At 51.0% G+C, this 24,341-nt stretch carries 20 protein-coding genes; 11 read left to right on the top strand and 9 right to left on the bottom strand.

The window, feature by feature from the left end; genetic code table 11:
- The first annotated feature begins 267 nt into the window (after positions 1-267).
- The 3 genes from EXY25_RS10860 to EXY25_RS10850 all read left to right on the top strand — a co-directional run bounded on the left by EXY25_RS10860 (position 268) and on the right by EXY25_RS10850 (position 2,908).
- A complete protein-coding gene (locus tag EXY25_RS10860) occupies positions 268-702 on the top strand; it encodes a hypothetical protein (protein ID WP_130566790.1) in 435 nt (144 codons plus the stop codon).
- Between the two features lie 71 nt (positions 703-773).
- A complete protein-coding gene (locus tag EXY25_RS10855) occupies positions 774-1,436 on the top strand; it encodes an ATP-binding cassette domain-containing protein (RefSeq protein ID WP_246019542.1) in 663 nt (220 codons plus the stop codon).
- 8 nt (positions 1,437-1,444) lie between these two features.
- On the top strand, positions 1,445-2,908 hold the full coding sequence (locus EXY25_RS10850) for a PhnE/PtxC family ABC transporter permease (RefSeq protein WP_130566789.1): 1,464 nt from the start codon (positions 1,445-1,447) through the stop codon (positions 2,906-2,908).
- A gap of 43 nt (positions 2,909-2,951) precedes the next feature.
- On the opposite strand, the gene EXY25_RS10845 is transcribed toward EXY25_RS10850, so the two are convergent.
- The 3 genes from EXY25_RS10845 to EXY25_RS10835 form a co-directional block, all read right to left on the bottom strand.
- Complete coding sequence (locus EXY25_RS10845) at positions 2,952-4,100, bottom strand: hypothetical protein (protein WP_130566788.1); 1,149 nt, start codon at positions 4,098-4,100, stop codon at positions 2,952-2,954.
- A 117-nt stretch (positions 4,101-4,217) separates the two neighbouring features.
- Entirely contained in the window at positions 4,218-5,663 is a 1,446-nt protein-coding gene (locus tag EXY25_RS10840) for an OprD family outer membrane porin (RefSeq protein WP_130566787.1), read from the bottom strand.
- Positions 5,627-6,583: a type 2 periplasmic-binding domain-containing protein gene (locus EXY25_RS10835; protein WP_130566786.1), complete on the bottom strand. Its 957-nt coding sequence runs from the start codon at positions 6,581-6,583 to the stop codon at positions 5,627-5,629. Before EXY25_RS10835 ends, EXY25_RS10840 begins: the two co-directional genes overlap by 37 nt.
- Before the next feature lie 245 nt (positions 6,584-6,828).
- On the opposite strand from EXY25_RS10835, the gene EXY25_RS10830 reads away from it, so the two are divergent.
- The 5 genes from EXY25_RS10830 (at position 6,829) to EXY25_RS10810 (ending at position 14,367) form a co-directional block, all read left to right on the top strand.
- On the top strand, positions 6,829-11,595 hold the full coding sequence (locus tag EXY25_RS10830) for a response regulator (RefSeq protein ID WP_130566785.1): 4,767 nt from the start codon (positions 6,829-6,831) through the stop codon (positions 11,593-11,595).
- Between the two features lie 160 nt (positions 11,596-11,755).
- Complete coding sequence (locus EXY25_RS10825) at positions 11,756-12,043, top strand: winged helix-turn-helix domain-containing protein (RefSeq protein ID WP_130566784.1); 288 nt, start codon at positions 11,756-11,758, stop codon at positions 12,041-12,043.
- Positions 12,044-12,194: 151 nt separating this feature from the next.
- Complete coding sequence (locus EXY25_RS10820; protein ID WP_130566783.1) at positions 12,195-12,887, top strand: hypothetical protein; 693 nt, start codon at positions 12,195-12,197, stop codon at positions 12,885-12,887.
- A gap of 20 nt (positions 12,888-12,907) precedes the next feature.
- On the top strand, positions 12,908-13,852 hold the full coding sequence (lepB, locus tag EXY25_RS10815; RefSeq protein WP_130566782.1) for a signal peptidase I: 945 nt from the start codon (positions 12,908-12,910) through the stop codon (positions 13,850-13,852).
- Between the two features lie 35 nt (positions 13,853-13,887).
- Positions 13,888-14,367, top strand: a complete 480-nt coding sequence (locus EXY25_RS10810; protein WP_130566781.1) for a thioredoxin family protein — start codon at positions 13,888-13,890, stop codon at positions 14,365-14,367.
- A gap of 69 nt (positions 14,368-14,436) precedes the next feature.
- Here the strand turns inward: EXY25_RS10810 and EXY25_RS10805 are convergent, their stop codons facing one another.
- The 6 genes from EXY25_RS10805 to EXY25_RS10780 form a co-directional block, all read right to left on the bottom strand.
- Positions 14,437-14,832 carry a hypothetical protein gene (locus tag EXY25_RS10805; RefSeq protein ID WP_130566780.1) on the bottom strand — a complete coding sequence of 132 codons (396 nt, stop codon included), beginning with the start codon at positions 14,830-14,832 and terminating at the stop codon, positions 14,437-14,439.
- A 138-nt stretch (positions 14,833-14,970) separates the two neighbouring features.
- Positions 14,971-16,200 carry a serine hydrolase domain-containing protein gene (locus EXY25_RS10800; protein WP_130566779.1) on the bottom strand — a complete coding sequence of 410 codons (1,230 nt, stop codon included), beginning with the start codon at positions 16,198-16,200 and terminating at the stop codon, positions 14,971-14,973.
- A gap of 109 nt (positions 16,201-16,309) precedes the next feature.
- Positions 16,310-17,464, bottom strand: a complete 1,155-nt coding sequence (locus EXY25_RS10795) for a helix-turn-helix domain-containing protein (protein WP_130566778.1) — start codon at positions 17,462-17,464, stop codon at positions 16,310-16,312.
- 79 nt (positions 17,465-17,543) lie between these two features.
- On the bottom strand, positions 17,544-19,232 hold the full coding sequence (locus tag EXY25_RS10790) for a GMC family oxidoreductase (protein ID WP_130566777.1): 1,689 nt from the start codon (positions 19,230-19,232) through the stop codon (positions 17,544-17,546).
- Positions 19,233-19,234: 2 nt separating this feature from the next.
- Entirely contained in the window at positions 19,235-19,903 is a 669-nt protein-coding gene (locus EXY25_RS10785; protein WP_130566776.1) for a gluconate 2-dehydrogenase subunit 3 family protein, read from the bottom strand.
- The gene (locus EXY25_RS10780) at positions 19,897-20,487 is read right to left on the bottom strand and encodes a peroxiredoxin family protein (RefSeq protein ID WP_130566775.1); all 591 of its coding nucleotides are present in this window, start codon (positions 20,485-20,487) and stop codon (positions 19,897-19,899) included. Before EXY25_RS10780 ends, EXY25_RS10785 begins: the two co-directional genes overlap by 7 nt.
- Before the next feature lie 224 nt (positions 20,488-20,711).
- Between EXY25_RS10780 and EXY25_RS18770 the strand changes: the two genes are divergently transcribed.
- The 3 genes from EXY25_RS18770 (at position 20,712) to nirD (ending at position 24,341) form a co-directional block, all read left to right on the top strand.
- Entirely contained in the window at positions 20,712-20,870 is a 159-nt protein-coding gene (locus tag EXY25_RS18770; protein ID WP_165419335.1) for a hypothetical protein, read from the top strand.
- A gap of 583 nt (positions 20,871-21,453) precedes the next feature.
- Entirely contained in the window at positions 21,454-24,018 is a 2,565-nt protein-coding gene (gene nirB, locus EXY25_RS10775; protein ID WP_130566774.1) for a nitrite reductase large subunit NirB, read from the top strand.
- Positions 24,015-24,341, top strand: coding sequence for a nitrite reductase small subunit NirD (nirD, locus tag EXY25_RS10770; RefSeq protein ID WP_130566773.1), 327 nt, complete (start codon positions 24,015-24,017; stop codon positions 24,339-24,341). Before nirB ends, nirD begins: the two co-directional genes overlap by 4 nt.

Genomic DNA, 24,341 nt, shown 5'->3' with positions numbered 1-24,341 from the left:
TCCAAACATATCGCCCTCGACCATGGTGGAAAAACAAAACAGCAGCAGAACGAATACGCCCGCAAAAGATAAGCGCAAAGGGGTAAACAGGGTGGGGTTAACAGCCATTGAATGCTCCTTTAAACGCCGTTGTTGGATATCCATTCCCTTAAGTCGGGACAGCGTAATTGAGCCCCCTTGTTTTATCAATGGGGGTATATTTGACATAGCGCTCAGCGCGCTTACCATAATCGCCGATACAACACATTGATAGGTAGCTATTGCGATATGGAGATAAGACAAGGGATCGTCACTAACACCAAAACCACGGACGCAGAGGCTGGTGCAGCATATATCGTTTCAGTGGATCTGGATGGCTATCGGGTGAAGTTAGAGCACACAGTTCATAAGCCCTTTGAAATAACTACTGGCGACCAATTAGCTGTCGTTGGCAAGGTCAAAGAGGGCGTGTTTTATGCCCACGCCTTTCGCAATATGAGCAACGGGCTCACCAGCACCACACAAGTGAAAGCGATGCTATGCGTAGCTTTAGTTTGCTTGACTATAAGCGTCGCATTGTTCCACTTTACGACGGGCGGGATCCAGCTTATTGCACTGTTGTTCGGTGCAGGTGCCGTCTATAGCGCCTATGTGTGGAATATCACCAGCAAAGGCTTAAGACAGCTAAAATTGCTACCCAAAGAAACTCCCAAAAAAACGTAATGAGAGACCATGTCAGCACATAACAGTATTCACTCGACGAAACAAAGCCAACTCAAAGGCTCTCATACGCCGTGCTGAATCAACTGAAGCTGAGTGGCGCAACCTTAAGTTACGGTAAGCAGCAGGTTATTGAGCCAGTCCATCTTGAGATCAATCCCGGTGAGCATGTCGCCTTAGTCGGCCGCTCTGGCGCGGGTAAAAGCTCGCTGCTGAATATGCTCTACCAGCAAGCGGCAGAGCGTGCAGCGCTTTGCCCGCAGAGCTATGGCCTGGTTGCTCCGCTGTCGGTATATCACAATATCTATATGGGCCAACTGCCCCGGCATAACGCCCTGTATAACCTGTGTAATCTGCTCCGCCCATGGGCAACACGGCGTGCCGAGGTGGCAGAGCTTGCTGCAGAGCTTGGACTCAGTGACAAGCTATTCAGTGCCGTAGCCGAGCTGTCCGGTGGGCAACAACAGCGCACAGCGATTGGCCGCGCGCTCTATCAACAAGCCCCAATTTTTCTCGGTGATGAACCAGTTTCCAGCGTTGACCCTCTGCAAGCCAAGCTGCTGCTTGAGCTGATCCAAAGCCGCCATCAAAGCTCGGTCATTGCGCTACACAACAAACAGCTAGCATTAAGTTGTTTTGACCGCGTGATTGGCTTAGACCAGGGCAAGATCCTGTTTGACCTGTCAGGCGATGCCTTAACGGCAGCGCAACTCGATGCGCTCTATGTTGATGCGTAGGCCAGCCGATGGCTAACAGCGGTCAGCGCCTGAAACAGGTCTCCTTATTTTTTCTGATCAGTGCCCTGCTATTGTTGCCGTGGGCCGATCTAGCAGTGTATCAGGTGGAACCAGGAACAGAGCTAGGTCGTATGCTCAACGGCTTGCTGCATCCAGACCTCAGCCAATGGCGCACACTGCTTTCTGCTACCGGCATCACCCTCGCCTTTGCTTTTATCGGCGTCGCCGCTGCGGCAATCCTAGGTTTGCCCCTCGCCTTGCTGTTTCAGTGGCGGGCGATACGAGTGGCTTGTGCCTTTTTCCGCGCGATCCACGAGTTATTCTGGGCACTGATTTTTATGCAGGTGTTTGGACTCTCTGCGCTAACAGGATTACTGGCGATCACCCTGCCCTACGCCTGCACGTTTGCCAAAGTGTACGCCGAGATCCTCGGTGGCGTAGACGACCATAACAGCGTCCCCAAAGGCACAGATAAGATCAGCCACTGGTGCTATAGCAAGATCCCCTCAGCATGGTCGGCGTTAGTGGCCTATACCCGCTACCGTTTTGAGTGCGCCCTGCGCAGTAGCGCTATTCTTGGTTTTATCGGCTTACCCACCTTGGGTTTCTATCTGGAAACCGCCTTCTCGCAAGGGCAATATGATGAAGCCGCCACCATCCTACTGCTGTTTTTTGCTTTAATCGCCAGCTTGAAACTATGGCTCTACGCTCGCTTAGTGCCCCTGTATTTGCTTGCAGCGTTCTGGTTATTACCAGACACAGCAACGGTGCATGGCAGCTACCTTTGGCAATTCTTTAGTCAGGATATTTGGCCAAAAGCAGTGCAAGCGGGCGATTGGTCTGCGGCGTTCAGCTGGTATGGCAAGCAGTTACAGGAGATCGCCTTGCCCGCCGTCGGCAATACGCTATTGCTCACGCAACTCAGTCTGGCGGTGACCTGCTTGTTGATGATCGCTTTTAGCTGGCTGGGTAGTCAGCAGTTTGGCCGCCGACCAAGTCAAGTTTTCGGGCACGGTGTATTGCTGGTGATGCGCTCAACGCCCGAGATGATATTGGCGTTTATTTTTCTGCTGATATTTGGTCCATCCATGCTGCCCGCCATACTGGCGCTGGCACTACATAACGGTGCCCTTATCAGTTATCTGGGCAGTCGTATCGCTGACAACGTCAAGCTTCGCCTTGATGCGCCCCGCGGATTAAATCGTTACGGTTACGAAGTCCTGCCTCGGCTGTACCCGCAGCTGCTGACCTTTCTGCTCTATCGCTGGGAGGTGATCATGCGGGAAAGTGCCATCTTAGGCATTCTGGGGATCACCACACTGGGCTTTTATATCGACTCGGCATTTGAGGATATCCGTTTTGACCGCGCGGCACTGCTGATCATCGTCAGTGCACTGCTGAATATCACAATTGATAGTTTGTCACGGCGAGCCCGTGCTTATGCGGGATTGAGAGAGCTGCGGATGGGATAAAACAAAGCCCCTTTTTAGGGGCTTTGCTTTTCAAAACCAGTAGTTATTCTTCTTCAGCGGGAAAATCGCTCTGATTCATCGGATGGGTATGCGCGACAAATTCCTGCAAGTTAGTAAAGCCGTCATTGTCACTATCCAACGCACCATCGGCCACAGTAGGATCAAGCCCATGGGCGAGCTCCCAACCACGCCACATACCATCGCCATCACTGTCTTCCATATCCATCATAGCGGCAACTTCCAGCCACCAAGCGGGGACGATGACGTCCACCTCATTTTGTCCATCTAAGCCTTGATCCAGTTTTACCTGTACATAGAACACTGTCGGATCAGGCAAAGTCTCATCACCAAAAAGACCGGTAAAGGAAAGCGCACCCGTACTATTTGAAATCGTCACTTCACCACTCGCCAGCAGATCCATGGCGCCGCCAGGAGCATCAAAGCCATAGACATCTAGAGCCATAATGACATCACTGCTGGCAAGCGTGATTTTGCCTCGGTCTGCCAAATAGATATCACCAGACAACTCTTGGCGAACCGTCTCATAGGGTAACGCCATACTGTAGTCACATCGCTCGCTTGTGCGCAGGTTATCAAAGAAGTAACTCTCGCCAGCAACAGAGCTATTGAGTACTAAGTTCTGCGTCTCCGAACTATCACAGGTACCATCACCGCGCACCACGGTGGAGCCTGACATCACTACCGACTCGCCATCACTATCGGTAACCATCAGTGGATTAAATGTCAGCGTATAATCAACCGGCTCGATATTAAATTGATCGACGGTCTCAATCTTCATCTCCATTTCGCCATTCATCGCGATGTCATCGCTATAGCACTGCTCAAATACCACCTTAATCGTGCCGACATAGGTTTCATCATCTAATGTGCCACTCATGATGCCTGAGCCCATCTCACATGGCATCGGCTCGTTAAACGTTGCTTTGGCATTTGCAGAAGGAGAAGATAAAGCATCCAGGGGGTTGTCGATGTCGCTCTCAGACAGAAGTAACTCAATGAATGCACTGGCAGACTCAGGCGTGATACTCGCATCAGTGGTCAGCCCGGTGTATTGAGTGTCTGGCCCCGGCTGAATCACCGGATCGGGATCCGATCCTCCTCCACCCCCACCGCACGCGGTCAATAATCCAGACATAAAGATCGATGTTATTGTGATACATCCCTGTTTCATATCGCCTCCAAAAAGCGCATTTAATTTTTAATGACAATGGGTTAGCTCTAGCGAGCTTGAAAGCTTAAACGAGGACGCAGTAGAAAGGGGCAAAAACTGAGAAAAAAACTTCTGAGATCAAAACACGCCAAATGGGTAGCTGAATTCCAGCTTAATATCCCGCTCGGAGGTAAACATATTGGCGTAGTAAAAGCTGCCTTTGTCATCCTGATGATTACGGTAATGGGTGTAATGCAAGCGGGCGGTTAACCCATCCAAGATTCCGCTATTCGCCGCATAGATAATATCGATATTCCAAGCACTCTCTTTGCCATCTTTAGCCTGATGATCTTGCTGCTGATCTACCCAACGCTTGGCTCCCCAACCATAAGCTGCCGACGCACCGATTTGCCAGCCCGGCAAATTGAACGATGACAATTGATACCAAACGCCGCTGTAGATAGCAGTTTCACCATCATTGTTCCAGTCAGAACGACTGTCCCACCAGTATTCCAACGCGCCTTGGGAGTTGGCATAGCCACGGGTCAGCCGCGGCAGATAAGTGCCGATACCTTCCGCCTTGGTCGCCAACAGTTCCGCTTTCCACTGCCAGTCTCCACTGACTAGTTGCGCCCGTACCCCCTGCTGCCATGCCAGGCCCTGATACAACTCATAACCGGGGTCATTTTTAGAATCTGCGCCGTAAAACTGATAACTGACACTCAAGCCATCTGCAATCGACCACTGCTTAGCTAACTTAAAGAAATAGGCATCGACATAATCAGCGGATTGCCCTGCTGAAAATGCCAACGACCAGTCAGCCTCTGGCGGCTGATAATTGGCACTTAGTCCATGAATATAATCGATGCGATTGTCGCCGCTGACGGGGTTCGGATCCCACGCATTCACTTTAGAAAAATGTTGGGTCTTGAGATACCAGGGCGCCTTGTATTCATCCGCCCAGGCGTAGGTTACAGTCCAGTTCTGCGGGGTATATTTAGCTTGGACACCACGGTATGTACCAGGCTGAAATGACCAGTTAACACCGATAATACCCGGCACATGCATCGGCGCGTAACCGGCTTTAACGCGGAATTGTTTATCTTCAGTCCGATATTTCAACACCGCACGGGAAACACTGACGCCACTTTCCGCTTCGCTGCTGTTTTCATCACTCCAGCGTTCGCCAGCAAACGAAAACTCATTCTCGATATTTCTTGGCAGCTCATCATCATAGGTCAGGTCAGTGGCGCCAAACGCACTCAGGTTGACGCCAAACTGCTGGTACAACCAACCCGACTTAAACTTCAAAGTGGTTTGCAGTGTGCCGTGATTGAGGTCATCTTTGAAACGGTTACTTTGACCGCTTTCATCACGCCGCTTTCGCTTCCGCTGCATGTAGGAGAGCAACCCCTGCATCGATGACTTATCAGCCAATTCATCAGCAAAATCTTTATCAACGACGGTAGGGGCTCGGTCATCGGCCATCAATCTGGCGCTGCAGCTCAACAACAGCACACTCAGACAGATAAGTGTCGCGCACGTGCTCACTGCTTGCGCTGTTTTACCGGTAACTGCAGCCAATATTCACGCTCATACAGGGGGATAGATTTTGACAGGGTCGGGTTGGCGACTTCAAAAACCACTGCGTCTTTCCATTTATGCAGTGGAAATGCCACCTTAGTCACCTCATGCTTCTTCATGAGTTCAAGCAATGCTCCCTGCTCAATCGCGCGCTGCAAGCCCAACTCCAATCTGGCTGCCAACTCAAAATTTTGATGACTGGTAAAAAAATAGAACGGCACGACATAATGCAGCAGGGTCTGGTCGTAAGCCATTAAAGGCGTGTCAGGATGGGCTTCATTGTAGGCATCTAACTCACCATAGCCTTCGGTAATGGCACGGGGGAAATAATCGCATAGGCCGCTCTGCAGATACTCAAACATCTGCGTAAACTCCTCAACCCTCACCACTTGATACCCCTGATTTTCAAGAATATCAGTATCCGGCCAATACTTTCCTTGGCAAGCCTTCAATGCTTGCAACTGCTCAGGTTCAGTGATTGCCGCAAACTTCTCTTTGTCCTCCGGACGAATAATCATCATACGATAGCCAAGCAACCCCATTAGCAACGGCACCCGCGCTGCTCGAAACAAGGTTTCACGTTCTGCGGTAGGCGCAGAAGCCACCACATCAAGCACGCCGCCAATATCCAGCAGATGCAGGATCAAACCTTGATTCAATGCTATCGGCATAAATTCAACCCGGGCAGGTCCATATTCGGGTTCAGTGTTGTCTAGCGCCAACGCCAATAGAGCCACAAGATAGCTATGGGAAGCATCTTCAGCCGATTGCTTAGGCGTCATCCGTACGATGGTTTCCGCGGCCGAGACGGTTGCCGTCGACGGGCGCTCACCCATCCGCTCGTTAGCTTGACAAGGCTGCAAGGCGACCATCACCAAAGCCGCCAGAAATAAACTAAACCACTTGTCCATGCGCTTCATCTATAACCCATTTTTTCTATCGTGTTTCATCGTCAGCATCACTGCGATAACGGTATTACTCGCCGTACCTCAACTGTAGCAAATCGCCAACAGCTGACGACGATGTATGAACGTACGTTGCTTAAATTGCGATCTAGCCAAGAAAAATCTAATAAAAGCAAAGGCTAGCCCCCGATTATTCACTCGCCTCTAGCCACTTTCATCTATCATTATTTAGTCTGCAACCCTTGACTTGGAGCCTTGCATTGAACATATCTCCGTTATCCTGCCTGAGCCCCCTTATTCGCTGCGGGCGCAAGTTTTTCATCGCGCTCATGACGGTTGCAACCAGTACACTTTTGTCGCTGGCAACAGCGGAAGAACAACCGTTGCCAGCTGATCTGGCCGAGTGGGTGGAAAAAAATCCGGTGGTCTATTACAGCCCGTCGGGCGATATTCCACCCGACGACTTCATTAATGCCAAAGGCCAGCATGAAGGGTTTGCCATCGATTTCTATCAAGCCCTGGACGCGGTGCTGCCGATTAGATTTGTGCCCCTTAAAGTACGCAGTTGGGGCGAGCAGATGGCAGGGCTAAAAGCGGGCGAAATCGATATCGTCGCGGTCTGCGCCGAAACGCCAGAACGGGCAGAGCACTTCCATTTTTCCGACCCCATCGTCAACCAAATTCCGGGATTTATCATTAAAAAAGATAACCCTATTCTCGCCAATATCAGTAACTGGTCTGAAGATTTCAAAATTGGTAATACCCATGGCGCTGCATTGGTCGAATATCTGAATGATCATCAATTTGCAGCAGAAATAGTCACGACGAAAGATTATGAAGAGGGGGTGATAAAAGTAGCCAGCGGCGACCTGGATGTCTTTCTCGCCTATAAAGCCACCGCCAATTATTGGGCTCGATTAGGTAGACTGACCTCGCTGCGTTTTGTGCCTTTTCCTAACGTCCCTGCTGAACCGAATAACATGTGTGTGCGTCAAGGAGCAAAACCGCTGGCAGCGCTGATTAACTGGGGGATAGATCGCCTTGGGCCGGATGAGATGGATCGTATACGCCACACCTGGTATCGAGACGACCTCAATGACATCGTCGAAGGTAACCGTACTGGTATTAACGAGTCGCTAAGCCCTAATAAAAGCGATCAACTACTGATCGCCACCAGTGTTGGCTTTGGTTTAGTATTCACCGTTATCTCGATTATCTTTCTGCGCCTGCACCGAACTGACCGATTAGCAGATTTCTTTGGCCAGAAAAAATTTCGTCACGGTTTTATTGCCCTGGTACTGATCATCTGCGGGCTGTTCTCCACCTCGCTGTTCTTTGCCAGCGATAGCTTTAAGCAAAGCGCCTATCAAAGCTATTTCGACCAATTGCATATTGCCGAAGAGGGCACCGAAACCATCCTCTTTGAATGGTTTAATGAAAAGAGAAATCAGGCAGACCTGATCATTAATCGGGATTTTTCAATTCTCACCCAAATCTTAATTCAGCTGGCGCAGATCAGCGATCAAAACGGTGAAACAGTCAGCGATGTCGACCCACAGCTGTTACAAAAATCACCCGTCCAAACAAAACTCAGAGATTATATCAGCAGCCGGGTTAATCTCACCGAAGCCACCGGCTATTTCATCCTTGGTCCGGGTAATCTCACCCTCGCTTCCGACAACAGTAATGACATCGGCAAAATCAATTACTTAAATACAGAGGTGCCGGATCTACTAGCAAGGGCCTGGGACGGCGAAACAGTGCTGGTACCACCATTGCGCTCCCATGTGCATTTTTTCCAAGAATCAAGCGATCCGATAAAACCACCGACGATGTTTTTGCTCAGTCCCGTGGCGAATCCTCAGGGGCACGTGATCGCAATTTTTGCACGCCGCTTTGATCCGAAAGCGGGCTTCTCTAGTGTGTTCCGCGCCGCGCGTATTGGCCAAACAGGTGAAGTCTATGCCATTAACTCGGCAGGCGAATTTATCACCCGCAGCCGTTTTGAAACTGAAATGATCGAGAATGGCCAACTGAAGGGTAGCCTGACTTCCATTCTCGCACTGGAGATCACGCCAGCGGCACGTGCCAACCTGTTAAATGCAGTGATGCAGCCAGACCAGATTGGTCATAAGAGGGTGCAGGGTTACCTCAACTATCGCAATGACCAGGTGATTGGCGAATGGCACTGGTTAGAAGATTTCGGCATCGCCACCGTGGCAGAAGTGCGCACCGATGAAGTATTGAAAAACTACCGCAATATCGCCAACCTGATGATGGCGACGTTGGTAGTAGCGCTGATCACCATTCTCTCTATCGCCGGTTTCATGCTGTATGTCGGCCAGCGCGCCCACGAAGTCAATACTCGCTCTCGCAGTCAATTGGAGCAACTGGTCAGCGAGCGCACCGAGGAGCTGCAGGTGAAGCAGGCGCTTTTAGCGCAATCGGAACAAGATACCCGCACCCTGCTCGATTCAGCGCCCACCGCCATGCTTACACTGACCACGGATGGCACCGTGGTTCAGGCCAACCAGGAAGCCATCACACTGCTGCAGCGCTCAGAGCAAACCATCTGTAATGGCAGTTTTGTTGAACTGTTTTTACCATCGCAACAGCATGAGGTGACAGAAGCGCTGGGAGGTTATTTCGCCGACTCAAAAACACAAGAGTTACTCCCTGATACAACACTGCAGTGTCCATTACCCAATGGCCAAACCATTTTCGTCGAAGTATCACTGACCCCTATCCAACTGTCCGATGAGATCCTGACCGTTATCGCCATTCGTAATGTCACAGCCGCCCATGAAGCCGCGCAGGCATTAAAAGATGCCAGTCAGGCCAAATCGGATTTCCTTGCCAATATGAGCCACGAGATCCGTACACCAATGAACGCCATCATAGGTATGTCGAGCCTGGCCTTGGATACCGATTTAGGCAGGAAAGCACGTAATTATGTCAGCAAGGCAAATAAAGCCGCCGTTTCTCTGCTCGGCATCATTAACGACATTCTCGACTTCTCAAAAATTGAAGCCGGCAAACTAGAGATGGAAAGCGTTCCCTTCCGACTCGATGACACCATGGAAGGGCTGGGCACTTTGCTCTCTGTACAAGCCGAAGATAAGTCGCTTGAACTGCTCTTTGACGTTGACCGACGCCTGCCCAAGCTGCTGCTAGGTGATCCATTACGTTTACACCAAATTTTACTCAACCTGGGTTCAAATGCCGTCAAATTCACCGACGAAGGTGAAGTTGTGATCAGCGTGAAAGAGTTAGAGCGCCATGGCGAACGGCTTAAGCTGGAGTTCTCTGTACGCGATACCGGCATAGGTATGACGTCTGAACAGCAGGCGCGGCTGTTCCAATCATTCTCACAAGCCGATACCTCGACCACGCGCAAATATGGTGGCACCGGCCTTGGCCTGACGATATCGAAGCGCCTGGTTGAACTGATGGGTGGCGAGATTTGGCTGACCAGCGAACAGGGTAAAGGCAGTAACTTTATCTTTAGCGGTTGGTTTGAGTTAGACCCCAATCACAACGAAAGCGAAGACAGCCCACTGCGCCTCGACGGGCTGAGAGTCTTGTTGGTAGACGACAATCCATCAGCGTTAGAGGTACTGGGCAACATCATGTCCTCGTTTGGTTGTGAGGTAATGAGCACCAGTTCCGGTGAAAAAGCGATCACCTTAATGAAGGAAGATAACCGCGTCTTCGACTTGGCGATTGTGGATTGGAAGATGCCTGATATGGATGGCATCGACACCTGTTTAGAACTGAAAAAGCTATCATCAGGCAATCTTCGCGGTTTCATTATGGTCTCGGCAACAGCCAAAGATCAGGTACAAAAAGACGCGGCTTCGCGGGGGATCGATAGCTTCCTCAAAAAACCGCTCACCGCCTCCTCAGTGTTTGACGCCATGATGTCAATCCTCGGTCAAGAGTACCAACTCACCCAACGGGCTGCGGCACGCGCCACAGAAGACCGTTCAAGTCGAGATAAGCTTGCTGGCGCACACCTGCTACTGGTCGAAGATAATGAGCTCAATCAGGAGTTAGCGATAGATCTGCTCAAGGACGCAGGTATTAGTGTCGAGCTGGCAGAAAATGGCGAGATAGCGGTCGAAATGGCACGAGAAAAAACCTTCGACGGTATTCTCATGGATATTCAGATGCCGATCATGGATGGCTACACAGCGACAGCGAAGATCCGCGAGTTCAATAACAATATCAGCATCATCGCCATGACCGCCAATGCCATGAGTGGCGACCGTGAAAAAGTACTGGCCGCAGGCATGAATGACTATATCTCCAAGCCGATCCAGGTGAATGAGATGTTTGCCACCATCGCCAAATGGATCACCCCAGCCCACACCGCGCTAGCCGCTATGCCCATGCCAAGCGGCCCGTCAGTGGTTGATGATGTCATGGAGCAAGCGTTTAAGTTCATCGATGCCAAGGCAGGCCTTCAAACATGCAATGGCAACCCAGCCCTGTACGCCAAGCTGTTACGTCGTTTTATTGATGGCCAATCTGATTTTCATGAGCGCTTCAGCGAGTTCTGGGGCGAGCTGGAATGGCTTGATGCCACCCGTATTGCCCATACCCTGAAAGGAAACGCGGGTAACATCGGCGCCAAGGCGTTGCAAGCCGTGGCTGGCGAACTGGAGCTGGCCACCTCTAATCAGGCCGAACATGAGGTTATCGCCACCTTACTGCATAAAACTCAAAACGAACTCAACGGTGTGCTCGAAGACCTGCGCGTGCTGTTCGATCAAGATGAGTCAGCCGACGCCGACGGTGAGTTTGCCTCGCCCGAACTTATCCGTGAGCGTTTTGAACAGCTGGAACAATATATCAGCAACTATGACAGTGAAGCCCTTGAGGTGGTCGAGGAGTTAGCCGAGCATCAGTTCAGCCCGGCGATCCAAGACAAACTGAAGCAACTGGCGCGACATATCCAAGAGTATGACTTTGAAAGTGGTCAAGACAGTTTAGAAGCCTTACGGCTGGTGTTACCGGTAAGCTAAACAGCATAAATCACATAACGGAGAGCGATATGACTCTTCGTTATGTGATTTTGGTTTGCCGCTTTACAACCAATCCAGTGACCGCACCAAGCAGATGATTTACTCTAACCATAACGCGCAACGGGGCTGCCCCTCCCCCAATGACAGGAAGCACGCAGTTGTGACTCAGGCCTACAGTAAAACCCAAACCAGCTTCTATCGTCGCTTATATCTGGCCCATTTGATTGATGCAGGTGTCAACACAGTACCAGCGATTATTGAAGCAACAGATATGCCGCGACGTACAGCGCAAGATACCCTGAATGCCTTGAGCGAACTCGGTGTAGAGATTGAGTTTGTCGGTGCCAATAAGAATGGCCACTACAAAGTAGTGAGCTGGGGGCCGATCAATCCGCAGTGGGTTAAAAGCCACCAGAGCGAAGTTAAAAAGGTACTGGGTTACCTGTGAATATCCAGACAACACTGCAAGGTGGCCCTCTGTCACCGCAAAGACCCGCACTATATCGGTGAACCAGCTCCCAGTTTGAAAATAAATAAAAACTAATATTGAGCAAAGGCAAGTAAGCTAGCCAGCCAACGAAGTTAACAATAAATTAACATTGAAAACACTGACGCAAAAATCCTATGCTCAACTTATCGAAGGTGCCGAAGCGCTGCTAACCGATGCAAACGGCGATGCCTTAGTGCTTAAGCTGGTAGATGATGTCATCGTCAAAAAGATTGAATGGCAGAAAAAATTGCGCGCCAAGCTCTACCCACGCGTGAAGCGTTTTGCGGTCAAAAGTCGCCGTTTACGTGCCATGGGTTTTAACTCCGCAAAAGTAGTCGACCTGTTCGACTGTCCAGAGATGAAATGCGGGGTGGTGCTATATGAGATGGTGCCCGGTGAGGAACTGATCCAAAAGCTGGAACGTTCGGACATCGAGACAAAAAGACGCATACTGAAGAAGGTCGCTGGCTATTACGGCGAACTGAACAATAACGGCGTCTATTGCAGTCCCACCCACTTCCGCAACGTCATGATTGATGAGCAACTCAATCTCGGCTTAATTGATGTCCACAACATCGATTTTCGTCCATGGCGCTTAGGGATGGATGCTCGGGCGAGAAACTTTCGCCGAGTATTCAAATACGCAAAGCACTCAGCGCAGGTAATTGAGTGCGGTGCAGAACAGTTTTTTGTAGAGTATATGAATTACTGCCGACTCAGTGATCGGCAACGCAACAACTTTTTACAACGGCTACGTAAAAACGTGCCGATCTTTTTTAGTGGCGAGCAATTTGTCAGCTAATCATTGTTAAAGGAATTATTGTGACAACGGAATGGAAACCTAAGCGCTGGATAGCGCTGTTACTTGCAATCTTCGTTCAGCCCTTTGGCTTTTTATATATCAACCGAGCAAATCTGTTTTGGCTCTACTTGCTACTGTTATTCACTGGCGCGATGGCAGACATCGCCCTTCAGCGCCATGTATCTGCGAATGCCTGGTACCAGTACTTCTCATTTTCCCTATTGGTGATGATCGTCGGGCCCATTCACACCTATTTTGCTGCCACTGCTAACCATCAGCCGCTTCGCCGTTGGTACAGCCATTGGTGGGGGCTGCTACTCAGCTGTTTCAGCTTAGTGGCTATCCTAGGCGGCCTGAGGATCCTGTTCATTGAACCGTTTCAGATCCCGTCCGCGTCGATGAGCCCCACACTGACACCAGGGCAACATGTGATCGTCAACAAGATAGGATTTAATAACCTTAGATTTGCTGATCGTACATTCCATCAAGCGGCACCACGTAACCCACCCAAGCGCGGTGATCTAGTGGTATTTCAATATCCGCTAGCGCCTGAAATTGCTTATGTCGACCGCGTTGTCGGGTTACCGGGTGATCGTATTCTCTATCGCGACAAGAAGGTCTTCTTGCAGCCTGCCTGCAACAAGCCCCTTCAGCCTTGCACTGCACTAAACGCACTTGAACCAAGAAATAGCGAAGCCTCCCAAGTAATTAATGGCCAACACGGCGCCGTTGTCGTCGCAAACGAACAGCTTGGCGATACTCAGTATCAAATCTGGCTCACGCCAAATCGCCAAGAGCCATCGGCACACTATTATCGTCAACCCAATCAGGATATTGGTGAATGGACCGTACCGGCGGGCCACTATTTCGTCATGGGTGATAATCGCGACAACAGCGTCGATAGCCGATTTTGGGGCTTTGTACCGGCAGAAAACCTCATTGGTAACGTTGCTTTCGCTTGGTAAGGCCAAAGCAAACCGAAATTAAGGCACCACAAACAATGAAAAAAATACTCTTCCTACTCATCGTCGCGGGTGTCATCGCGAAGTGGGATAGTGTCAGTACCCTGCTTAATATTGGCGAAAGCCGCGGCGAATACGCCTTAGGCCACTATCAGAGTGAACGCTGGTTCTATGGTCATCAAGGCTATCAAGAAGCACGCCGTCTAAGCCAAGAGCAGAAAGTGCCTATGTTCATCTATATCTACGCGGACTGGTGCAAATACTGCAAGCAGTTTGATGCCTCGTTACTCAAAGATCCCGCGGTACAGAAACACCTATCTCAGTTCGTCAAAGTACGCATCAACCCAGAATATAATGATGAGAACAACGCCATTGGCAAGCGTCTGCGAGTCAATGGCTACCCTTCAATTTTTGCCGATTTTGGTAATCATGAGCCCGAAGACTTGAAGGGGCCATTCACCAAAAAATCCGGTCAATGGGCAATGATGGATCCAGACACCTTTATTGACCTACTTTAATGTCGCATCTTCACGTTCCCGCTTCTGAACCGAAAGCGGAACTGTCTATTGCGTAAATCGACCTGTATTTTAGTGCCGTTCCGATGTTGTGTCAGGAACGTGATAATACGCATGAGCCGGCTTGGTAAGTGAAGCAAAAGCAGGACAGTGCCAAGATCGCTTTAACGTATGTTCCGCGAGCTCTTTATAAAGGAAATATTTTTCATCCGGCGATGCCGATGCAATGAGCTGAAACGCAATACGACCCGGCAACCGTTCCGACAGAGTTTCCTCTATGTCTCGTTGCACTGCTGACATCAGCATGCTTGGATTGGTACTGCGGGAGTGCTTAGTAACGATATGGCAAACAAGGGTAAAAGAATCTTCTTCATCGAAGCGATCACACCCCTGTACACCCATCAAAAGCAAACTAAAAACCAGTGAAGATAAAGCCCTTTTCTTCCATTGTTCAGTGACGTGAAACATTGAACCTCACTATAAAAACATCCATGTATAGTGATCCAACCTAGCCAGCCGAAAGCTCAATAGCAACCTGTTTTAACGCCATAGCCAAGCGGTCACTGCAATTCTTTGATCTTAACCGCCAGCCAGACGTCCATCAGACTATTCGATGCCTTGCTCACCCGCTTGCAGGTAAGTGACCACCAGTCTGTCCATCAGCCCTGCCAGCGCGTTCGGTTGTGGCCCCAGCGTTTCCAGATTATCCGCATTGGTTAAGATCGCCACCGCAACCCCAAGCTCAGGCAAATAAGCAGCCACACTCCGATATCCTGGTAGTCTTCCGCCATGGCCGATAATGCGCGAAGTGTACTCCCCATGGAGGAACTCCCCCATCACCACACCTAAGCCATAATTCGTCCCATCAAACGTGGTTTGCAACTCACTCACCATCGCATCTGACAACAAGCCGTTCTCAATCACAGCGCGAACAAACTGCGCAGTTTCCGTTGCAGTTGAGACCATGGCACCGGCTCCCCATGCCTGCGCCGCATAGATCGCCAACGCCTGTTGTCCGGCATTATCAAGCGCGTCCGAACCATCACCCGGTAACCCTAACCGGTCCATATCCAGCCAAGCATCAGCCAGCGCTTTAGGCATCTCGCTCCCCTCAACCTGCCAGGTTTGGGTCAATGCCAACGGCACCCATAGCTGCTGTTGCATCAGTGTCGCCAACGGCATCTCATAAATACGTTCAAGTATTATCCCCAGCAGCAAATAGTTACTGTTGGCGTAATGCCATTGCTGGCCCGGCAGCGAAACCGGTGAGCTTATCGTTGCCAACAACTGCTCGGGGGACCACTGGAATTGGTGTTGTTGTTGCGGAGATACCCCCGCCAGCAACAGCCCCGCTACCTGATCATCTAACTCACCTAAGCCGCTGCTGTGTTGCAATAGCTGCCGTATAGATATCGCGCCGCTCACCTGTCCGTGGCTCAAAGCTTCAATGTCCGGCAACCAGTCTATCAAGGCACCATCTAAGCGCAGCAGACCACTATCTACCGCCATTAGCACCAAGGCCGACAGGTAGATTTTACTGACGCTACCGATGGCAAATTGGCTATCAGCCGTCACCGCTTGCCCCGTGCGGTACTCGCCATAATGCAAGCGATAGTTATCATCATCGGTAACAATCGCCACCGCCATCCCCGGTACCGCGAACGCCTCAGCAAAACTATCCAGTTGCTGCTGTAACTGTTCGGGCACACTGCCACTTGGCTGCACGGTAGGTTGCGCTGGTTTATGTGTCACCGTCGTTTTACTGGAGTGACCACACCCCGATAAGCCAATGGAAAAGGTGAAAAAAAATGCAGATAGAAGTGCACGAAAGGCCATCTGAAGTTCCCTTGTATTGTTGCAGTTTCAAAAGTGATAACCACAGTTTGCAAGGACACAACAGATTGGACGACAGCGCCGATAAACAGCGACGTATCAGGGTGCGAGTTTATCCACTCACACCCTGTTCAAGGCGAAATTGCGACGGCGTCATGCCGGTTAACTTTTTGAAAAAGCTATTGAAAGATGACTTAGAGTTGAAACCAGACTGATAAGCGATATCAAGTACCGTCAGTGCTGAACTCTCAGGCTGAATAAGCAATGATTTCGCCTGCTCTACCCGAAAACGATTAATAAATTGATGAAAGTTCTCGTCAAACCCAGCATTAATCACCTGAGAAGTTTGATGCGTTGACCACTGCATCATATCGGCCAGCCGCCCTAAGGTAATGTTCGCGCTCAGGTAAGGACGTTGCTCCTCAATGAGTAGCAACAGCTTGGCTTTGGCTTGCTGCTGTTCCAAATCACTTAACGCATGACGCTGATACTTGGGAGGCTGTTCAAGAGCGTGTAGCTGCGCAGTATCCTGTACATCAAAAAATGTCGTTGGGCTCCATACCAGCCAGATACTCGACGCGATGATCACCAGTGCCATGCCGATATCCAGCAAGGGGGACCAGTCAAACGCCAGCGCCTGATTAAATTGATTAAACACGGTGGCAAACAGCGTCATTAGAAACACCAACGCCGTTGCAACTAACAAACCAACTAACCAATGGAAGCGCGCCAGCATCGGCCCGGCATCATAGCCCTCCAAACAGCGCTGATAGCGATACAGCATCCACGCCAACGCCAGCAAATAGCCAACATAGATAGGGTTAATCAACTGAAACCAGAAGTTAACCTGACTACCGATGGCATAGCTGGGGCGATCCCACGCCATAATGCGCTGAAAATCATCTAAGCCCCACAGCAACCACTGAATATGGAGCAAGGCGAGTAGCGCAGGAATAAAATGCAGCAGTAAACGCAGAGACCAAACAGAGTCACCATGCAACATACAGCGGAAGTACAGATACAACAGCGGCGGGATCAACAGCGTTAATGGCAGATTCAGATAAACCAGCCAGGGGTAATCAACATGACGGTCTAGCGGGTAGCCACTGTGAACCCAAAGATAGGCTGATGCGGTTAGCAGCAAACTACTGCTGATAATCGCAACCGGGGCACCACGCTGCTTGCCCAGCACCACCAGCGCAATAATTATCCCCTGCAAAATACCCAACTGGGTGATCAACAGCCCCATCGCCCTTACACCCGCCATGCCATCATCAATGGTTCGAATAGTGTCAGTCTAAACAGCGGCGCATGACAGCTCCATGGACTGGATCATATCTTTGGGCTCACCCCAACTGCGCCTTGATCTTATCTGCCACCCGAAACGCATTGGCGTAGATGGTAAAGGTGGGGGTCACGCTGCCGCCGTTGGGCATAAAGCTGCCGTCGGTGACAAACAGGTTATCGGCGCCATGCACGCGGCAGTCGGCATCCAGTACCGATGTTTTAGCATCGGTGCCGAAGCGACACCCGCCAGCAACTAGGTTCGAGGTGGGTGAAGAAAACGCATTACCCCAGGCGTGTTGTGCGCCCATCGCTTTCATCACGGCCACACCTTTATCCACCAGGTACTGCGCGACTTTTAGATCGTGGGGATGAAAGCCAGCCCGCACTTTGGCGACAGGCGAGCCCCAGCGGTCCTTCTCCGTTGGATCCAGCGACACATAACACTCGTCATTAGTCAGCCAGTCGCAGAACACTTCAAACTTAAAATCTTTCTCGCCGCTAAAGTGCGATTTCAGCCGCCGCTTTAACGCGCTGCCCCACAACAGATTGCCATCCTGCCACTTCAGGCTGTTGGCATCTGCCGTTGGACTGGGAGGATCAAACACGAAATCCAACGTGCCGCCTTTAACACGCTGCGAAAAAGCCTGTTTATCGTCGATCACGTACCAATCTTGTAGTGCACGATTAAAGAACGGCCCGCGCATATGAAACTGCGCCGCTTCCAGTTCACTGAATTTATCGTATTCAAACACGCCATGGCCGGTACCACCGGCGCAGCAGTGCAGATTCTTGCCCACTTGGTCATGGTTATTACCTAACCCCTGAGGGTGTTTCGGCCCCGGTGAGCTCAGCAATAACCGCGCGCTTTCAATGGCATAACAAGCCACCACAAACACTTTCGCCTGTACCCGTACCGACGTCCCTGCTTTATCAAAGTAATCAGCTGAAGTGACCTGACCCCGGTTATCGCTATTTAAGCGATACACCTTGGCCTGAGGGATCACCTGACAGTGGCCTTTCGCCACCACCTGATCTAGCAGCGCCGCCCGCGAGCTGGCCTTGGCCCCGGAGTGGCAACCGTAGCTACCGCAATAACCAGAGTATTCACAACTACTGCGGCCATTAAATGGCAACGACAAAATACCCCGCGCCATCGGCAATGGGTGGTATCCCAGAGACTGACACGCCTTATCAAAACGATTGGCAATAGGGTGTTCTGCGGTCGGAGGAAACGGATAATCAGGGGTTGAACGTGGCTCTAAGTGGGGATGCTTCACCACCTTGCCGGACACGCCCACCAGTTGTTCTACTTTGGCATAATAGGGCTCAAGTTCATCGTAACTTATCGGCCAATCGACGGTGTTCGCCCCTTTTATCCCGCCAAATTCTGATTTTAACCGAAAATCGATCGGCTTCAGGCGATGAAAATAGCCACTCATAAAGTTGCTGGCGCCGCCAACAATGTTGCCCCCCCAAAACTGCGCAGTGGTTTGCCGCGACCACTCACCATCGTCGGGCTCTTCCAGTACATGACGTTCCGCATTTAACTGCGAACGAAACGCATCATGGCGGGTAAGCTGCTCATCTTTGAAGAAGTCGTTCTCTTTAAACCAACCGCCCTTCTCCAGCACGCCAACCGAATAGCCGGCTTCAGCTAACGTATGTGCCACTGGGCCAGCACCGGCGCCACTGCCAACAATGCAGATATCGAACGCCAGACCTTGTCCCTGCTTGATCTTATCTTCCATGACTAAGACTCCTGCATATAACGGTGATAGGTATGATCTTTATCCGGGCGGGGATAGCCGGGTTGGTGCTGTAACCACTGCCAGCCAACCCCATTAGGGTTACCGCCATACACAGGATCTAAGGTCAGCGCCTCCATCACGTAGTAGAGCAGCAGTGACAGCCAGTTTTCACCGGCCTGACTTTGGCTTACCTGACGTAATAGCGTGTCTTGTTGCTCACGGTTAAGCGCGCTGAACGACTGGCCATGGCTGGATTTAGCAAGATCTTCCAGCCAGCCGACGCCCTGTTTCACAAACGCTTTATCGCCCTCTTCTGCATTGGGGGGATCGTCCAGTGCCCACTGCAGATAATCGAGGGCATGAAGATCCCACGCCGACGGGCCATCGCCATCATCGGGGAATAGCTGCATCTGCACAGCATCCAACACCGCCAGTTCTTGTTTACTCAGATTATCGCTGTCCGCAGGGGCTGCGCTTTCTGCATCCGCGGCCAACACCCGCCCCGGCTTACTGGCCAGTAGCCCGGCCAGCAACAGTGCCGCGCCACTACGCTGCAAAAACGCACGCCGACTAACACCGCTGTTAAAGATAAATGCCTGCGACTTAGCGGCGCGTGGCGAACCCTGCAGCGATTTAAACTTGCCTGCCGTTTGCCGATCAGGTTTTAGCATGCTGCGTCTCCCTCACACTGCCCGGCCAACTGGGTGTCGCTCGGTTCAGATAACTGATTCCAGGCCGCCAGATGAGATACCAGCTGCTTCGGCACACCATCCCGATGTTGGATCACCCCATTGATGTCGACAATAAACTCTGTGGGGGTACCCCATACGCCATATTGGTCGGTCACCTGCGCCCCATGATCGAAGGCCAATGGGTAATTGATGCCGTACTCAGCCTGAAACTCCGCCATCAAAGCAATGGAGTCATCCCAACCGGTATTAATCGCGAATATCTCCAGCTGCTGAGCAAACTGTTGCTGGCGCTTAATCAAGGTAGGCACTTTATGAATACAGTGGCCACACCAGGTATTCCAAAACACCAGATACACCGCCTTTTTGCCCTTGTAATCACTGAGGCGAAACGCTCTGCCATCGGCGTCCGTCAGGGTAAAGTCAGGGGCAATGTTGCCCTCTTCACTGCCAACCACTGGCGCGACGTTGAGTGGTGCACCCACCCCCGTATCGGCAGCCAACCCAGGCGAAATAAACGTCAGGCTCAGCAGTGTGCTGGTTAGAAAGGCGTTAATAAAAGACATCTCAAGCGCACCTATGATGATTAAAAAGATAGCCGTTGTTAGCAGGCAGACCGCCTAACCTCTGATTATCGTTCACACTGGCGCTAACAAACTCTGGTCAAGCGCCCATCTGTTGATCTTAGTCAGTTTTCACCCGCGGCCACCACGCGATAACTAAGCAACACGGAACTCAACTGCTGCTTTTTTGTCCAACGCCAGTATGAACGGATTAAAGAGGTACCGTTATGTTGATGTTACTACTGACCGTGATGGCATTATTTTTACACATCTATTTTTGGCTTTTCTGTCGCTTAGACAAAGGCATAGAAACAAACTACAACCAAAGCGGCGAGCTGGAGATCGTGCGATTTAAAGACCCAGAGCATGGGCCGAGAATGGTTTAGGTTAATAGCCCCAGTTTAATGCTGAGTGCAGCTATCTCTAGCGGTATATCAACTTAAAGGTGTTATACCGCTGGCCAGTAACCAAGCAGTTTACCCACTAAAAATATAATTAGACCTACCTCGGCGACAAAAAACGTGCCGCTTATTAAGATATCACCCACCACCAGCCACGAATTCATTTTGCGGTATTCTACGGCCACTTCACGCCTGTAGCTTGCTGAGAATATCAGCCCCCAGATCCGAACCAACCAATGTGGTCCACTCGCTATCTCAGATAAGAGATCAAAGAACACTCCACTCCTCCAACAAACACCATTCTCAATATGAAACTCTGCTGTGACATAGATATCCACCCAACTTCAACCAGCATAACCGATTGACTAAAAAGGCATAAATTATTGGCGACAATAAAATCACACACCAGATTAAATAACACACCCGGCACCTACCCCAAAAGTAACTTTTGAAATACCACTTTAGAGATAATCGCTAGTGCAAGTTGATCTGACCCCGCGTCAGATTTGATCTCATTTCGTTAACATCCGCTCGTTTTTTATTCCGATGGTCAGTATTAGGAAGTGGTATGAGCAAAACACGTTTAGTGGTGATTGGTAACGGTATGGTGGGTCACCGCTTTATCGAAGAGCTGGTGGAACGTGCCCCAGCTAAACAGTTTGAGATCACCGTGTTTTGTGAAGAGCCAAGAGTCGCTTACGACCGTGTGCATCTCTCCGCCTATTTTGGCCACCATACAGCGGAAGAGTTGTCACTGGTTAAGCCCAATTACTACGAAAAGCACGGTATCAAGGTGCTGATTGGCGAGCGTGCCATCAATATCAATCGAGCTGACAAAATTGTTTACTCCAGCGCTGGGTATGAAGTCAGCTACGACAAACTCGTTATGGCAACCGGCTCTTATCCCTGGGTGCCGCCAATTAAAGGCGCTGAGCAGAAAGATTGCTTTGTGTACCGCACCATCGAAGATCTGAAAGCGATTAAAGCCGCATCCAAAAACAGCAAGTCTGGTGTTGTTGTCGGTGGCGGCCTGCTAGGGCTGGAAGCGGCAGGCGCACTGCAGGCGCTAGGCATGGAAACCCATGTCATCGAGTTCGCTCCGGTACTGATGGCAGAGCAGCTCGACCAACAAGGTGGCGAACAACTACGCCGCAAAATCGAGCAGCTGGGTGTGCAGGTACACACAGGTAAAAACACGCAAGCGATCATCTATCACGGCGATAACGCGGCAGGGGAACAAGCCCGCAACACTATGCAATTCGCCGATGGCAGTCAGTTAGAGGTCGACTTTATTGTGTTCTCTACCGGTATTCGTCCCCAAGACAAGCTGGCTCGCCAGACCGATCTTGCGATCGCCGAACGCGGTGGTATCTGCATTGATAATCACTGCCTCACCTCAGACAAAGATATCTACGCCATTGGCGAGTGCGCATCCTGGAACGGCCGTTTCTTTGGCTTAGTTGCGCCGGGTTACAAGATGGCGCAGATCACCGCAGATCATCTGCTCGGCGGTGACAGCCAGTTTGCAGGTGCAGACATGAGCGCCAAACTGAAACTGCTGGGCGTGAATGTCGGTAGTATTGGCGATGCCAACGGCCGCACAGCGGGGTGTAAAAGCTATGTTTACCTCGACGAGCAAGAAGAGGTCTACAAACGCCTGATCACCTCCAACGATGGCAGCAAACTGCTTGGTGTCGTATTGGTGGGTGATACTTCAGATTATGGCAATCTGTTGCAGTTGATGCTGAACGAGATCGACCTGCCGAAGCACCCAGACACATTGATCCTGCCCGCTCATGCCGGTGCGGAAAAGCCCGCCATGGGTGCCGATGCGCTGCCCGATTCAGCCGTGCTCTGTTCCTGTTTCGACGTCACAAAGGGCAAGATCGCCCAAGCGGTAGCCGACGGTCACACCAGCATGGCCGAATTGAAAGCGGCCACCAATGCCGGCACCGGTTGCGGCGGCTGTGTCCCTATGATCACCCAGGTACTGAATGCCGAGCTGGCCAACGCCGGTATCGAAGTGAAAAACCACCTATGTGAACATTTTGAATACTCACGCCAAGAGCTGTTTCACCTGATCCGCGTCGACAAGATCAGCAGCTTCGAGCAACTAATCAGCAAATATGGTCAGGGTTATGGCTGTGAAGTCTGTAAGCCGACCGTGGGCTCTATGCTCGCCTCTTGCTGGAACGAGCACATCCTTAATCCAAACCTCGTCGGCTTGCATGACACCAACGACAACTTCCTTGGCAATATGCAGAAAGATGGCACCTATTCGGTGATCCCGCGGATGGCCGGTGGGGAAGTCACCCCGCAAGCACTGGCGGCACTGGCAGCCGTTGCTGAAGAGTACAAGCTGTACACCAAGATCACCGGCGCCCAGCGTATCGGCCTGTTTGGCGCACAAAAGGATGATCTACCCGCCATCTGGGGCAAGCTGATCGCCGCAGGATATGAAACCGGGCAAGCGTATGCGAAAGCACTACGGATGGCGAAAACCTGTGTTGGTAGCACCTGGTGCCGCTTCGGTGTGCAAGACAGTGTTGGCCTTGGCTCTCAAATTGAACATCGCTATAAGGGCATTCGTACACCACACAAAATGAAGTTTGGTGTCTCCGGCTGTACCCGCGAATGCGCGGAGGCACAGGGTAAAGATCTCGGCATTATCGCTACCGATGCCGGCTGGAACATCTATGTATGTGGTAATGGCGGCATGCAGCCCCGCCACGGCGATCTGCTGGCCAGCGATCTCGACCAAGCTACCCTGCTGAAGTACATAGACCGTTTTATGATGTTCTATATCCGCACCGCCGACAAACTGCAGCGCACCTCGGTATGGCTGGATAACATGGAGGGCGGCGTCGACTATCTGCGTGACGTCATCGTCAACAACAAATTAGGCATTAACGACCAGTTAGAACAAGACATTTGCACGCTGATTAATAGCTATCAGTGCGAGTGGCAAGCCACACTGGATCAACCAGAGCAGCTAGAACGTTTTGCGCACTTCATCAATAGCGACCAGCGTGATGACAACGTGCAGTTTGTGCCTGAACGAGAGCAGCATCGCCCAGCATCCATTCAAGAAAAATCCCCCGTATTTAACATCTCACTGGAGGAAACGGTATGAGCCAGTGGACCGACGTTTGTCAGTTAACACAAATCACCCCAGGCACAGGTGTATGTGCACTAGTAGGCGGCCAACAAGTTGCGATATTTCGCCCCCACACCGATGAGCAGCTATTCGCTATCAGCAACATGGACCCATTTGCTCAGGCCAATGTGCTGTCGCGGGGAATTATTTGCCAGCACGACCAGCAACTGTGGGTAGCCAGCCCGCTTAAAAAGCAAAGATTTAACCTTGCCGATGGCCGTTGCTTGGACAACCCAACCGTCACGGTGGCCAGCTATCCGGTGCAGGTTCGCAGCGGTGTGGTCTCGGTACAGGCATAA

It is taken from the genome of Corallincola spongiicola, assembly GCF_004284785.1.
GTDB classification, from domain to species: domain Bacteria; phylum Pseudomonadota; class Gammaproteobacteria; order Enterobacterales; family Neiellaceae; genus Corallincola; species Corallincola holothuriorum.
The sequence above is the reverse complement of the archived record's forward strand: the minus strand, read 5'-3'. Positions and strand labels throughout refer to the sequence as shown.

What these genes read in the sequence shown, in the direction of transcription:
- EXY25_RS10860 (WP_130566790.1), top strand. Translation starts at nt 268, where the DNA reads ATGGAGATAAGACAAGGGATCGTCACTAACACCAAAACCACGGACGCA.
- EXY25_RS10850 (WP_130566789.1), top strand. Translation starts at nt 1,445, where the DNA reads ATGGCTAACAGCGGTCAGCGCCTGAAACAGGTCTCCTTATTTTTTCTG.
- EXY25_RS10845 (WP_130566788.1), bottom strand. Translation starts at nt 4,100, where the DNA reads ATGAAACAGGGATGTATCACAATAACATCGATCTTTATGTCTGGATTA.
- EXY25_RS10835 (WP_130566786.1), bottom strand. Translation starts at nt 6,583, where the DNA reads ATGAAGCGCATGGACAAGTGGTTTAGTTTATTTCTGGCGGCTTTGGTG.
- EXY25_RS10810 (WP_130566781.1), top strand. Translation starts at nt 13,888, where the DNA reads ATGAAAAAAATACTCTTCCTACTCATCGTCGCGGGTGTCATCGCGAAG.
- EXY25_RS10805 (WP_130566780.1), bottom strand. Translation starts at nt 14,832, where the DNA reads ATGTTTCACGTCACTGAACAATGGAAGAAAAGGGCTTTATCTTCACTG.
- EXY25_RS10800 (WP_130566779.1), bottom strand. Translation starts at nt 16,200, where the DNA reads ATGGCCTTTCGTGCACTTCTATCTGCATTTTTTTTCACCTTTTCCATT.
- EXY25_RS10795 (WP_130566778.1), bottom strand. Translation starts at nt 17,464, where the DNA reads ATGGCGGGTGTAAGGGCGATGGGGCTGTTGATCACCCAGTTGGGTATT.
- EXY25_RS10790 (WP_130566777.1), bottom strand. Translation starts at nt 19,232, where the DNA reads ATGGAAGATAAGATCAAGCAGGGACAAGGTCTGGCGTTCGATATCTGC.
- EXY25_RS10785 (WP_130566776.1), bottom strand. Translation starts at nt 19,903, where the DNA reads ATGCTAAAACCTGATCGGCAAACGGCAGGCAAGTTTAAATCGCTGCAG.
- EXY25_RS10780 (WP_130566775.1), bottom strand. Translation starts at nt 20,487, where the DNA reads ATGTCTTTTATTAACGCCTTTCTAACCAGCACACTGCTGAGCCTGACG.
- EXY25_RS18770 (WP_165419335.1), top strand. Translation starts at nt 20,712, where the DNA reads ATGTTGATGTTACTACTGACCGTGATGGCATTATTTTTACACATCTAT.
- nirB (WP_130566774.1), top strand. Translation starts at nt 21,454, where the DNA reads ATGAGCAAAACACGTTTAGTGGTGATTGGTAACGGTATGGTGGGTCAC.
- nirD (WP_130566773.1), top strand. Translation starts at nt 24,015, where the DNA reads ATGAGCCAGTGGACCGACGTTTGTCAGTTAACACAAATCACCCCAGGC.